Origin of the sequence: Sphingomonas beigongshangi (assembly GCF_016820445.1) — a bacterium.
Lineage (GTDB): Bacteria > Pseudomonadota > Alphaproteobacteria > Sphingomonadales > Sphingomonadaceae > Sphingomonas > Sphingomonas beigongshangi.
The window spans coordinates 191882-204212 of sequence record NZ_JADHDT010000004.1; the positions used below are offsets into that span (position 1 = coordinate 191882).

General features: G+C 67.2%; 10 protein-coding genes. 6 read left to right on the plus strand and 4 right to left on the minus strand.

Annotation, left to right across the window (positions count from 1 at the left end):
- The first annotated feature begins 14 nt into the window (after positions 1-14).
- The gene (locus IQ292_RS08685; protein WP_203309926.1) at positions 15-1817 is read left to right on the plus strand and encodes an acyl-CoA dehydrogenase C-terminal domain-containing protein; all 1803 of its coding nucleotides are present in this window, start codon (positions 15-17) and stop codon (positions 1815-1817) included.
- Positions 1818-1904: 87 nt separating this feature from the next.
- On the opposite strand, the gene IQ292_RS08690 is transcribed toward IQ292_RS08685, so the two are convergent.
- The 3 genes from IQ292_RS08690 to IQ292_RS08700 are packed head-to-tail and all read right to left on the minus strand — an operon-like array spanning position 1905 to position 5463.
- On the minus strand, positions 1905-3263 hold the full coding sequence (locus IQ292_RS08690) for a cell wall hydrolase (RefSeq protein ID WP_203309927.1): 1359 nt from the start codon (positions 3261-3263) through the stop codon (positions 1905-1907).
- 2 nt (positions 3264-3265) lie between these two features.
- Entirely contained in the window at positions 3266-4186 is a 921-nt protein-coding gene (gene cysK, locus IQ292_RS08695) for a cysteine synthase A (protein ID WP_203309928.1), read from the minus strand.
- On the minus strand, positions 4183-5463 hold the full coding sequence (locus IQ292_RS08700) for an MFS transporter (RefSeq protein WP_203309929.1): 1281 nt from the start codon (positions 5461-5463) through the stop codon (positions 4183-4185). The genes cysK and IQ292_RS08700 overlap by 4 nt, the downstream gene beginning before the upstream one ends.
- A 361-nt stretch (positions 5464-5824) precedes the next feature.
- On the opposite strand from IQ292_RS08700, the gene pdhA reads away from it, so the two are divergent.
- The gene (gene pdhA / locus IQ292_RS08705) at positions 5825-6871 is read left to right on the plus strand and encodes a pyruvate dehydrogenase (acetyl-transferring) E1 component subunit alpha (protein ID WP_203309930.1); all 1047 of its coding nucleotides are present in this window, start codon (positions 5825-5827) and stop codon (positions 6869-6871) included.
- A 1-nt stretch (position 6872) separates the two neighbouring features.
- A complete protein-coding gene (locus tag IQ292_RS08710) occupies positions 6873-8312 on the plus strand; it encodes a pyruvate dehydrogenase complex E1 component subunit beta (RefSeq protein WP_203309931.1) in 1440 nt (479 codons plus the stop codon).
- A 116-nt stretch (positions 8313-8428) separates the two neighbouring features.
- On the opposite strand, the gene IQ292_RS08715 is transcribed toward IQ292_RS08710, so the two are convergent.
- Positions 8429-8896, minus strand: coding sequence for an Lrp/AsnC family transcriptional regulator (locus IQ292_RS08715; RefSeq protein WP_203309932.1), 468 nt, complete (start codon positions 8894-8896; stop codon positions 8429-8431).
- 185 nt (positions 8897-9081) lie between these two features.
- On the opposite strand from IQ292_RS08715, the gene IQ292_RS08720 reads away from it, so the two are divergent.
- The 3 genes from IQ292_RS08720 (at position 9082) to IQ292_RS08730 (ending at position 12242) form a co-directional block, all read left to right on the plus strand.
- The gene (locus IQ292_RS08720; RefSeq protein WP_238940931.1) at positions 9082-10827 is read left to right on the plus strand and encodes a sensor histidine kinase; all 1746 of its coding nucleotides are present in this window, start codon (positions 9082-9084) and stop codon (positions 10825-10827) included.
- Between the two features lie 2 nt (positions 10828-10829).
- Positions 10830-11828, plus strand: a complete 999-nt coding sequence (locus IQ292_RS08725; RefSeq protein WP_338057610.1) for a polysaccharide deacetylase family protein — start codon at positions 10830-10832, stop codon at positions 11826-11828.
- 180 nt (positions 11829-12008) lie between these two features.
- A complete protein-coding gene (locus IQ292_RS08730; RefSeq protein WP_203309933.1) occupies positions 12009-12242 on the plus strand; it encodes a hypothetical protein in 234 nt (77 codons plus the stop codon).
- Positions 12243-12331 lie beyond the last annotated feature (89 nt).

Here is a 12331-nt window from a genome sequence, read left to right on the forward strand (position 1 = left end):
AGGAAGCCTTTTCGATGCCCCAGTACACGCCCCCCGTCCGCGATACCCGCTTCGTTCTGGAGCATGTCGTCGGCCTCCAGAACTTTTCCAACCTGCCTGGCTTCGATGCAGCGACGCCGGATGTCGTCGACGCGGTGCTCGAAGAGGGCGGCCGCTTCGTCGCCGAGGTGTTGTTCCCGCTAAACCAGTCCGGGGACCAGGAAGGCTGCACTCGGCACGAGGATGGCAGCGTCACGACGCCGGCTGGGTTCAAGGAGGCGTACAAGCGCTATGTCGAAAGCGGGTGGGCAACGTTGGGCAATTTGCCCGAATATGGCGGGCAGGGGATGCCTCACGTCGTGTCGACCGCGTTCCAGGAATATATGATTTCGTCCAACATGGCCTTCGCCATGTATCCGGGCCTGACCCATGGCGCGATCGCCGCGCTGCTGGCGCAGGGGTCCGAGGCGCAGAAGCAGATGTACGTCCCCAAGATGGTGTCGGGCGAATGGGGCGGCACGATGAACCTGACCGAGCCGCAGTGCGGCACGGACCTCGGGCTGATCCGCACCAAGGCGGAGCCGCAGGCCGACGGCAGCTATGCGATCACCGGCACGAAGATCTTCATCTCGGCGGGCGAGCACGACCTGACCGGCAACATCATCCACCTCGTCCTCGCCAAGACGCCGGGCGCGCCGGACAGCTCGAAGGGCATCAGCCTGTTCGTGGTGCCGAAGGTGCTGGTCAATGACGACGGATCGCTCGGCGAGCGCAACGCGGTGACCTGCGGCTCGATCGAGCACAAGATGGGCATCCATGCCAATTCGACGTGCGTCATGAACTATGACGGCGCCAAGGGCTGGCTCGTCGGCGAGGAGATGAAGGGCCTCGCCGCGATGTTCATCATGATGAACGCCGCCCGCCTCGGCGTCGGCCTGCAGGGCCTCGGCATCGCCGAGGTCGCCTATCAGAACGCCGTCCAATATGCCGGCGACCGGCGCCAGGGCCGCGCGTTGACCGGCCCGCAGGAGCCGAACGAGAAGGCGGACACCCTGTTCGTCCATCCGGACGTCCGGCGGATGCTGATGGAGGCCAAGGCGTGGACGGAGGGCCTTCGCGCGCTCTGCCTGTGGGGTGCGCTCCAGGTCGACCTCGAGCACCATGCCTCGACGGACGAGGACCGCGAGATGGCAGGCGATCTCGTCGGCCTGCTTACCCCGGTCATCAAGGGCGTCGGCACCGACAAGGCCTATGAGGTCGCGACCAACGCGCAGCAGGTCTATGGCGGCCACGGCTACATCCAGGAATGGGGGATGGAGCAATATGTCCGCGATGCGCGGATCGCGATGATCTACGAAGGGACCAACGGCGTCCAGGCGATGGACCTCGTCGGCCGCAAGCTCGCGCAGAAGGGCGGCCGCGCCGTCCAGGCCTTCTTCAAGATCGTCGGCGAGGAAGCGGCGGCAGGAAAGGCCGATCCGGCGACGTTAGCGATCGCGGAAGCGCTGGAGAAGGCGCTCGGCCAGATGCAGGCCGCGACCATGTGGTTCATGGCCAACGGCATGAAGAACCCGGAAAACGTGGGTGCTGGCGCGGTGCCTTACATGCACCTGACCGGCCTGGTCGCGGTCGGCCTGATGTGGCTGCGCATGGCGAAGGCCGCGACCGCGCTCAAGGCGAGCGGCGAGGGCGACAGCGCCTTCCTCGACGCGAAGCTCGTCACCGCGCGCTTCTTCGCGGAACGCATCATGCCCGACGCCGGCGCGCTCCGCCGCAAGATCGAGGGCGGTGCGGACACGGTGATGGCGCTGCCGCCGGAGATGTTCCGGGCGGCGTGATCCATCGCCGCCGCCCCATCGGCGGAGCGGCGGTCCAAAACGCAGGCGCGGGTGCCGTCAGCGACGGCGGCACCCGCGCCGGCCACCTCATGGTTTGGCCGGGGGCCGGGCCGTGGGGGATGCGGCAGGAGCGGGATCGCCCTTTCGTCGCACGCCGCTCAACTCGGCGACAGCATGATCATCGGCCGGTGCGGGAGGGCTGGCGACCGACGCGGGTACGGCGGTCATCAGCACCTGCTGCTTCATGCACTGGGATTTTTCGGCCCGCGCGAACTGCTGGCAGTTCCACAGGCTCTTCTCGATACCGGCCGCGCGATCGCGCAGATAGCTGAAGGACATGCTGGCCACCTGCGCCGTGCCGAGCGGCAGTGCGGCGGGCACGTTTGCCGCGTCGGCCCATCCCGAGAACTTGCAGACCGGTCGATCGCCGCACGCTTTCGCGGCGACCTGCGGGAAATCCTCCGCCAGCATCGTGCGGGGAAGGGCGACGAGGAAACTGTCCCCCGTGCCCGTCACCGGAACGAGGGCGCCGCCCGATGGTGAAGCGACCGCGGCCTCGGCAAGCGCCGCCTTGGCCTCGGCGAGTGCCGCCCCGGTCTTGTGCGCATCCGAAACGGGCGCCAGCTGCGCGATCACCGGTTCGCCGCCCGTCCAGCGGCGATTGAACGCGGGCGGCGTGCCCCACCAGCCGCTCCAGCGGAAGAACAGGTGGCTGTGCACCGCCGCGATCTTGTCGAGGCTCGCCTGCCAATAGGGTACCACCCAATCGGTATGGTAATGTGTCGCATAGCCCACCGGCTTGTACACCGATCCGGACAGCGCCATCGCCGCCACCCCGCGGGCACGTTTCCACGCTGCCTCGCCCGGCTTCCAGCGCGTCAGGGCACCGTCGCAGCTGAAGGTAAACTGACACCCCGTGCTGCGGTCCTGCCCCTCGAAGACGACGCCGCATACGGTCTTCGGAAAGGCTGGATGACGCAGCCGGTTCAGCACCACCTGCGCAACCGCGCGCTCCCCCTGCGCGTCGTCCCCCGCTTCGTACAATACCCCGGCCGCCAGACAGTCGGTCGCGCGCGCCAGATCGTCCGGTCCACCGGCGAAATGGAACGGTCGGGCCGGCGGATTGGGCGCCGTCGAGAAGGGAACGTCCGCGTTGAACGCTCGGGCATCGTCGGGCGACAGATCGATCAGTCGCACCGGCTCGACCGGCGGCAACTCGGCCGGCGGCACGATCCGCCGCGGCGGCAGCTTCACATGAAGCCGCGGCGCGACGCGGATCGCCGGCGGATGCGTCACCACCCAGGCGGGGATCGCCAGCGCGAGCGCCGAGGTCGCCGCGAGAATAGCGGGAAGGGCGACCCGGCGGGCGCGGGCGCCATCGCCGGACGACGACGCACCTTTCGACGTCCCCGCCGCGGCGAGGACGCCGTCATCGTTCGTGGGCATGGTCACTGTTCGGGCAGGAAGTCCGGCACCGACAGATAGCGTTCGCCCGTATCGTAGTTGAAGCCGAGGACCCGCGTGCCGTCCGGCAGGTCGGGAAGCTTCTGCAGGATCGCCGCCAGCGTCGCCCCCGAGGAGATACCGACCAGCAGACCCTCTTCACGCGCGGCGCGGCGCGCCATGTCCTTGGCGACCGCCGCATCGACCTCGATCACCCCGTCGATCGCCTGCGTGTGCAGATTCGCCGGAATGAAGCCTGCGCCGATCCCCTGGATCGGATGCGGGCCGGGCTGGCCCCCGGCGATGACCGGTGACGCGGCAGGCTCGACTGCGAACACCTTCAGGTCGGGCCATTCCTTCTTCAGGGTCTCGGCGACGCCGGTGATATGGCCGCCGGTGCCGACGCCGGTGATGATCACGTCGATCGGCGAATCGCGGAAATCGTTGAGGATCTCCTGCGCCGTCGTGCGGACATGGACGTCGATGTTGGCGGGGTTCTCGAACTGCTGCGGCATCCAGGCGCCCGGCGTCTGATCGACGATCTCGAGCGCACGTTCGATCGCGCCCTTCATGCCCTTCTCGCGGGGGGTGAGGTCGAACGTCGCGCCATAGGCGAGCATCAGCCGTCGACGCTCCAGCGACATCGACTCGGGCATGACGAGGACGAGCTTGTACCCCTTCACCGCCGCGACCATCGCCAGGCCGACCCCGGTATTGCCGCTGGTCGGCTCGACAATCGTGCCGCCGGGTTTCAGCCGGCCGTCCCGCTCCGCGGCCTCGACCATCGCGAGAGCGATACGGTCCTTGATCGACCCGCCCGGGTTCGACCTCTCCGATTTGATCCACACTTCGGAACTGGGAAACAGCCGCTGGATGCGGATGTGCGGCGTGTTGCCGATCGTCTCCAGGATCGTGTTGGCCTTCATGGCTTGGCTTCTCCGTGTTGGGGTTCGACCTGTAACATATCCGGCGGATCGAAGGTCCGCGCCTGCTTCAGTTCGGGAAAAAGGCGCGACCAGGCGAGCGTGACGACGATCGCGGCGCATCCGCCGAACACGACCGCGCCGACCGGGCCGAGCAGCGACGCCATCAGCCCGCTCTCCGCCTCACCCAATTCGTTCGAGGCGGAGATGGTCAATTGCGACACCGCGCTCACCCGTCCCCGCATTGCGTCCGGCGTGTGCAGCTGGATCAGCGACTGGCGGACATAGACCGATACCATGTCCGCGCCGCCCGCGACGATCAGCGCGCCGAGGCTGAGCGGGAACCAAGTCGACAGCCCGAAGGTCAGCACCGCCAGCGCGAAGACGATCACCGCCGCCAGCATCTTGACGCCGACGTTGGACGACATCGGTCGGACGGAGAACCAGACGGCGGTCGCCGCCGCGCCGATGCCCATTCCCGCGGCGAGCAGTCCCAGCCCCTGCGATCCAACGTGCAGGATGTCGCGCGCATAGATCGGCAGCAACGCGGTCGCGCCCGCAAGCAGCACCACGAACAGATCGAGCGTGATCGTCGCCAGCACCAGCCGGTTGTTACGCACATATTGGAAGCCGTCCAGAATGCGATGGATCGGGCGACGGTCCTTCTGCGCGGGGGGCTGCGGCACCTTGCCGATCAGCAGCATCGTCACCAGCGCGAGCACGAACAGCCCGGTGATCGTCGCATAGGCGACATCGGGATGGATGGCATAGAGCAGGCCGCCGACGCTTGGTCCAGCGATCGAGCCGACCTGCCAGGCGATCGACGAGATGGCGATCGCGGTCGGCAGGCTGTCGCGCGGGACGAGGTTCGGGGCGAGCGCCGAATAGGCGGGGCCGGTGAAGGCGCGCACGATTCCGATCAGGACCGCGGCGACGAACAGCGCCGGAAGCGTCAGCGCGCCCGCCCAGGTCAGCACGCCGAGCGCGCCCGCGGTCGCGGCGATCAGCGCGGTCGTCGCGCGCACAATCCAGCGCCGATCGACGCTGTCGGCGACCAGCCCGGTGACGGGGGTCAGCAGGAACAGGGGCACGAACTGCGCGGCGCCGATCATGCCCAGCAGGAACGCGGCCTGCCGGATGTCCATCGTCTCGCGGGCGAGACCATAGACCTGCCAGCCGATCACGATGGCCAGCGCGGTCTGCGCGATCGTGCCCGACAGGCGGGAAAGCCAATAGGCGCGGAAGTTGCCGATGCGGAACGGGTGGACGGATGTGCTCATCTTTGCTGCGGTTTGGCGCGCGCGGGGGCAAAGGGCAACAAACTTGCGCTATCGACCGCGACAGCGGGCCGGTCCCTGGTGGATGTCGTTGTGGCGTTCCTGCGCCCCCAGCGGTGCGAGGGGTCTCTCGATCAGCTCGTGCAAGACGGGGGCGCCATGATCGGTGAGGCGGGCCGGACGTAAACTGTGCGCGTTTCGCGTAACAAGATTGCGCAAAAGCGGGTAAATTGTGGCGGGAGCCGTGGTTGCGACGTGCGCCCGACGCTACGTCGCGGCCATGTTGCGGCAGGGAATTGATGTTCCGACGAAACCCGGCCTATAGGCGCTCGCACATTCTTCCCCAGGACCGTCGAGGTATTACGTGGCCAAATCGCCTGCCGCTCGTCCCGCCGAACCGCCGCTGAGCAATCGCGAGCGGCCCGCCGAACCCAAGCCGTTCGAGGCGAACAAGGACCAGCTGCTCGACTTCTACAAGCAGATGCTGCTGATCCGCCGTTTCGAGGAAAAGGCGGGACAGCTCTACGGACTCGGCTTCATCGGCGGCTTCTGCCACCTGTACATCGGCCAGGAGGCCGTCGCGGTCGGGCTGCAGTCCGCGCTGAACGGCGATACGGATTCGGTGATCACCGGCTATCGCGACCACGGTCACATGCTGGCCTATGGCATCGATCCGAAGATCATCATGGCCGAGCTCACCGGTCGCGCCGCGGGCATCTCGAAGGGCAAGGGCGGGTCGATGCACATGTTCTCGACCGAGCATAAGTTCTACGGCGGCCACGGCATCGTCGGCGCGCAGGTCAGCCTCGGCACCGGCCTTGCGTTCAAGCACAAGTACAGCGCCGACGGCGGCGTCTGCCTCGCCTATTTCGGCGACGGCGCGGCCAATCAGGGCCAGGTGTACGAGAGCTTCAACATGGCGGAGCTTTGGAAGCTCCCGATCATCTTCGTGATCGAGAACAACCAATATGCCATGGGCACGTCGGTCAACCGCGCCAGCAGCGAGGACCAGCTGTATCGCCGCGGCGAGAGTTTCCGCATCCCGGGCATCCAGGTCGATGGCATGGACGTGCTCGCCTGCCGCGGTGCCGCCGAGGAGGCGCTCGCCTGGGTGCGCGCGGGCAAGGGGCCGGTCATCCTCGAGATGAAGACCTATCGCTATCGCGGCCATTCCATGTCCGACCCCGCCAAATATCGCAGCCGCGAGGAAGTGCAGGCGGTGCGCGACAAGTCCGACCCCATCGAGCACGTCAAGAAGCTGCTCGAGGGCCATGGCGTCGGCGAGGCCGACCTCAAGTCCATCGAACAGGAGATCCGCAAGGTCGTGAACGAAGCCGCCGATTTCGCCGAAAGCACGCCCGAGCCCGAAGCGGGTGAATTGTATACCGACGTGCTGGTGGAGAGCTACTGAGATGGCGATCGAGATCAAGATGCCCGCGCTGTCGCCGACCATGGAGGAAGGCACGCTGGCCAAGTGGCTCGTCAAGGAAGGTGACGTCGTCAAGTCGGGCGACATCATGGCCGAGATCGAGACCGACAAGGCGACGATGGAATTCGAGGCGGTCGACGAAGGCACGATCGGCAAGCTCGTCGTCGCGGAAGGTACCGACAATGTGAAGGTCGGCACGGTGATCGCGACCCTGCTCGAGGACGGCGAGAGCGCCGCCGATGCGGCCGCCGCGCACGCCGCGACCAAGGACGACCGCCCGAAGGGCGACGCGACGGCGGACGAAAGCGGCAAGACGGTCGATACGGTCGAAGATTCGGCGCATCCCGCGCAGGAGAAGGTCGACACTGGCGCGCGCCAGCTGTTCGAGGCCGCCGCGCACGAGGGCCGCACCGATCCGGCGATCCCGGAAGGGACGGAGATGGTGAAGCTCACCGTTCGCGAGGCGCTGCGCGACGCCATGGCCGAGGAGATGCGCGCCGACGATCGCGTCTTCGTGATGGGTGAGGAAGTCGCGCAATATCAGGGCGCGTACAAGGTCACGCAGGGGCTGCTGGACGAGTTCGGCGATCGCCGCGTCATCGATACGCCGATCACCGAATATGGCTTCGCGGGCGTCGGCACGGGCGCGGCGATGGGCGGTCTGCGCCCGATCGTCGAGTTCATGACGTTCAACTTCGCGATGCAGGCGATCGACCACATCATCAACTCGGCCGCCAAGACCAACTACATGTCCGGTGGCCAGATGCGCTGCCCGATCGTGTTCCGCGGCCCCAACGGCGCGGCGAGCCGCGTCGGTGCGCAGCATTCGCAGAATTATGGCCCCTGGTACGCCAGCGTGCCCGGCCTGATCGTCATCGCGCCCTATGACGCGGCGGACGCCAAGGGGTTGCTCAAGGCGGCGATCCGCTCCGAAGACCCGGTCGTCTTCCTCGAGAACGAGCTGATGTACGGCCGTTCGTTCGAGGTGCCGAAGATGGACGATTACGTCCTCCCGATCGGCAAGGCGCGCATCATGAAGCCGGGCAAGGACGTCACGCTCGTCAGCTACTCGATCGGCGTGGGCATCGCGCTCGAGGCGGCCGAGACGCTGGCCGGCGAGGGGATCGACGCGGAGGTCATCGACCTGCGCACGCTCCGCCCGCTCGACAAGCAGACGGTGCTCAAGAGCCTCGCCAAGACCAACCGCATCGTGGTGGTCGAGGAAGGCTGGCCCACCTGTTCGATCGCGTCCGAGATCGCCGCGTTCGTCATGGAGGAGGGCTTCGACGACCTCGACGCGCCGGTGCTGCGCGTGACCGACGAGGACGTGCCGCTGCCCTATGCCGCGAACCTGGAGAAGAAGGCGCTGATCAACGCCGACAAGGTCGTCGCCGCGGTGAAGAAGGTCACGTACAGAAAGTAGGGCGAGGGGGCCCTTCGGGCGCCTTTGTCGCGGCATGGGCCCCTGCGGCATGCGGGGGCCATGTCACGCCACCGGCCGATCGCGCGCCCTGATGCCGCGACCCAAGGCGGGACGGCTCAGTCGGCGGAGACCGGAATACCCGACACCGCCTTCGCCGTACGGATGGTCAACGACGTCTTGACGCTCGCGACATTCGGTGCGGGCGTCAGGTGCGTGGTCAGGATTTCCTGGAAGCTCTTGAGGTCGGCGGCGACGATCTTGAGGATGAAATCGATCTCGCCGTTCAGCATGTGGCATTCGCGGACTTCGGGGATGCCCGCGACATGCGCCTCGAACGCGGCGAGATCATGCTCGGCCTGGCTGCGCAGCGAGACCATCGCGAAGACGGTGATCGGAAATCCCAGGCTGGCGGGGTCCAGGTCCGCGTGATAGCCGCGGATGACCCCCGCTTCCTCGAGCGCGCGCACGCGGCGGAGGCAGGGCGGCGCCGTGAGCCCGACGCGCTCGGCGAGTTCGACATTGGTCATCCTGCCGTCGGCCTGGAGATGCGCCAGGATCTGCCGATCGATCCGATCGAAGGACATTGCGTTGAACTCTCCCATTTCGCGCCGAGGATCGGCTGGCGCCGCCTGTAAACATAATAATATTACGGCGCAACGCAATTGTCCCACTATGCGACGGCGCGTAATTGGCAGTTCCCACAGCGAATCCATGGGGGTAGGACGAGGGCGCGTCACCATCGGCCGTGGTACGCAGGAGTAGCCGCCGCTTGCGTTTCGATGACAGCCTCAAGACCGTGCTTTCCGGCGATATGGAAAGCGGCTTCGGCGCGCAGTCGGCGTGGCGGCAGCTCGTCGACCTGATCGGTCGCGGGCGCGTCGCCCCCGATCCCGCGGCGATCGCACGGTTGACGGCATTGCGCACCGCCGTGCCCATCGAAGTGCGGGCGGCCAGCGGTCGTGCCCTGGCGTTCGCCCAGCCCCCCGCGGCGCTGGTCCGCCTGTTCGCGCTCGACGATCTTTCGGTGTCTGCGCCCGTCCTGCGGACGGCGCAGCTGCCGGCGGAGGCGTGGCTGCCGATACTGTCCATGCTCCGGCCCGAAGCGCGGGCGATCCTGCGCCATCGACGCGACCTGCCAGGCGACGTGGTCCGTGGACTGGAAGCATACGCGCCGGTCGATTTCGTCCTGCCGGATGCCACCGCGTCCGATGCCACCGCATCAGTTGCGATCGCATCGGATGCGGACGGGGCGCCGCCCGCGCGCGAGATCGAGAAGGTCGCCTCGGTCGTCCCGATCGCGGCCTTCCGGCCGGCATCGGCGCCGCCGGTCGCCGAACCACCGTCAGCGCAAGACGAGGAACAGCCCGCCATCGATCTCACCCCCGCACCCGATGGCGGATTCCATATCGCCGATGTGGTGGCGCGGATCGACGCCTTCCAGCGGCAGCGGGACGAGGCGGAACCCGCCGCCCCTACGCCCGTCATCGCATCGAGCTTTCGCTTCGAAACGGACGCCAGCGGCGTGATCAGGGCAGTGGATGGTGTCGCGCGCGGACCGCTGCTCGGCGTGTCCCTCGCGCGGGCGGTGCCGCAGGGACTGGTTGCCGTCGACGCAGTGATCGCCGGCGCGTTCCGTCAACGCCAGCGCTTCAACGCCGCCCGGCTTGATATATTTGGCCTGTCCGACGCGGCGGGGGCCTGGCGGGTCGCGGCCGCGCCGCAATTCGATGCGGCGACGGGACGCTTCACGGGGTATGTCGGCATTGGCCGTCGGCCGCGCAGCCACGAGGATGCGACGCCGCAAGCCCGCCGGGCGGTTTCCGAGTCCCTCCGACAGCTCGTCCATGAGCTGCGCACCCCCGCCAATGCGATCGCGGGCTTCGCGGAGCTTATCGAGGCACAATTGCTGGGTCCGGTCAGCGAGGTCTATCGGGGGCATGCCTCGACGATCCAGGAAGAGGCGATGCGCCTGATCGCAGCGATCGAGGACCTCGATACCGCCGCGCGCATCGAGGGGCGATCGCTGGATCTGCGGTCGGAACCCGTCGACCTGGGGGCGTTGATCGATCGCGTCGTCGATGATCTGGCGGCGCTTGCCTCGTCGCGACGGACGGGGTTCGACATCCATCCCGTGGCGGCGGATCAGATCGCCGCGATCGACGAGCGGGCGGCGGAACGGCTGCTGTCCCGACTGCTGGCTTCACTCGCCGCGTCGGCGAGCCCGGGCGAGCGGATCGACATCGCGGAAGCGCCTGCGCCGGACGGGGAGGTGGCTCTGTGCTTCGCCCGTCCGATCGCGCTCGGAACGGGCAAGGTGGAAGATGCGCTGCTGACCCTCGACGAGGAAGGTGATGGCGGCGACGCCGCCGGTGCGCTGCTGGGCGTCGGGTTCGGCCTCCGGCTCGCACGAAACCTCGCGCGGGAAATGGGCGGTTCGCTGACTTTCGGGGAACACCTCTTGACTTTGCGGCTGCCGGCCGTCGTTCATGCGCGCATGGAGCAGGCGACCCCCTGATCGTGACCACGACGCCGCGCTCGTCGTACCGGGTTCCTCCGCCTGTCGCTGATGCTCTGGTGCGGTGGCCGGATGACTTTGGTCGACGGTTCGTCCTGTTCGTCGATGTCGAAGAGGAGTTCGACTGGTCGCGTCCGCTGGATCGCACCGCGCGCTCGGTTAGCGCGATGAAGGCGCTGCCGGCAGCGCATCGTCGTTTCGCGGAGGCTGGCGCCGGTCTGGCATGCATGGTCGATCACCCGGTCGCCGCCGATCCCGAGGCGGTCGAACTGCTGCGTCGGATCCTTGCGGATCCCGCCTGTTCGCTCGGCGCGCAGCTCCATCCCTGGGTCACGCCACCCTTTGTGGCGCCGACGGTTGGCGACAGTTTCGCCGGAACGCTTCCCCGGCACGTGGAGGCCGCGAAGATCGACGCCATCACCACCCTTTTGTACGACGGGCTGGCGCGACGGCCGATCGCCTATCGCGCCGGACGCTATGGGATCGGACCCAACACGCTCTCCTTGCTCGCGGAACGGGGATATCGCATCGATACGTCGGTGCGCGCCCGCTACGACTATTCTTCCTTGGGCGGCCCGAATTTCAGCGCGCTGGGGAACGACGCCTTTCGTCGCGACGGCATGATCGAGCTGCCGCTGACAACCGTCTTCACCGGGGGATTGCGGCGCTGGGGGCCGTGGCTGCACGTCGCCGCGGGCGGGCTGCCATTGCTTCCGGCCATGCTTGCGCGCGTGCGGCTGCTCGAACGAATCGCCCTGACCCCTGAAGACATGCCGATTCGCGCGGCGCGTGATGCTGTCTCGATCGCGCTCGATTCCGGTATCCCGCTGCTGGCCTTCTCCTTTCACTCGCCCTCGCTCGTCCCTGGCCATACCCCTTATGTGCGGGATACGGCGGACTTGCGCCGGTTCTGGCGATGGTGGGACGATATGTTGAGCCACCTTGCGCGGCTTGGTGTAACGTCCGTGACGCTCGACGAAATTGTCGCTGTCGCCGGTTGACGAAACGCACCGTAGGACGTGATCTCGTCTTTATCTGCAACCGTTCGAGTTTTACTTTTGCACCGCTTTGCTCTCAAGACTGGCACGTCTTGTCGGATTATATAGGTTCTGTTCGCCATCGGGCCTTGAAATTGGTTTCGAATCTGCGATGGAGCGATCTCACCATCGAAGGGGAGTATTATGGTTTCCAAGACTCTGATGGCGCTTGCGGCGGCTACGCTCGCGGTTGCCCCGGCCGCTGCGGCGCCCGCCAACCCGGCTGCCAGCCTCTCGGTTGCCAAGTCGGTCCGCACCGGCTCGACCTCGGCCAAGAAGAACGATCTCGCCGGCGGCGGCATCATCGTGGCGGTCATCGCCGCGGCGGCCGTGGTTGCGGGCATCATCATCGTTGCCGACAGCAGCGACAGCAACTGAGATCGTCGAAGGTCGCGCGGCGGGGTTCCCAAGACGCGCGTCGGCGACCTGACGGTTACGCAAAGGGGGCTTCGCGCCCCCTTTGTTGT